1 protein-coding gene is annotated in these 788 nt (G+C 68.0%); it reads right to left on the bottom strand.

Annotation, left to right across the window (positions count from 1 at the left end; translation table 11 throughout):
• On the bottom strand, positions 1 to 788 hold a 788-nt coding region (locus ACFO0B_RS28520), incomplete at both ends, for an AMP-binding protein (RefSeq protein WP_378616288.1).

Below are 788 nucleotides of genomic sequence, written 5' to 3'. Positions count from 1 at the left end.
CGCAGCGTCGCGACCTGCTCGGCGGTGGCGTGAGCGACGAACACCGTCAACATCGACGGCACGAAATCGGTGACCGTGACCCTGTGGCGGGCGATGGTCTCGGCGACGTAGAGCGGGTCGCGGTGCCCGTCGGGGGCGGCGACGACCAGCTCACCACCCGACATCAACGGCAGGAAATACCCCCACAGCGAGACATCGAAGGTGGTCGCGGTCTTCTGCAGGTAGACATCGTGCTCGGTGAACCGGTACTCGTCGAGCATCCACAGCTGCTGGTTGACGATCGCGTGGTGGGTGACCGCGACACCCTTGGGCCGCCCGGTCGAGCCGGAGGTGTAGATGACATAGGCGGTGTTGCCCGGGACCAGGGGCGCCCACCGGTCGTCATCGGTCAACGGCCCGGCCGGATAGGTGGAGACGTCGAGGGTGTCGAGTTCGACCCGCACCACCCCCTCGGGCAGCTCCAGCCCGTCGGTGGACAGGGTCAGCACCGAGACCGGGTCCGCGCTGTCGAGGATGTAGGCGGTCCGGTCAGCGGGATGGTCGGGGTCGATCGGCACATACGCGCCACCCGCCCGCAGCACCGCGTGCATGCCGATCACCAACTCCAGCGACCGCCGCATACCGAGCGCGACCAGCGACTCCGGCCCCACACCCTGATCGACCAGATACCGGGCGAGCTGGTTCACCTTCGCACCGAACTCGGCGTAGGACAGACTCGTCCCCTCGAACCGCAACGCCGTTCGCTCCGGAGTGCGCGCGATCTGCTCGTCCAGCAACGCGACCAGCGT

Source organism: Nocardia jiangsuensis (genome assembly GCF_042650385.1).
Classification (GTDB): Bacteria; Actinomycetota; Actinomycetes; order Mycobacteriales; family Mycobacteriaceae; genus Nocardia; species Nocardia jiangsuensis.
The sequence above is the reverse complement of the archived record's forward strand: the minus strand, read 5'-3'. Positions and strand labels throughout refer to the sequence as shown.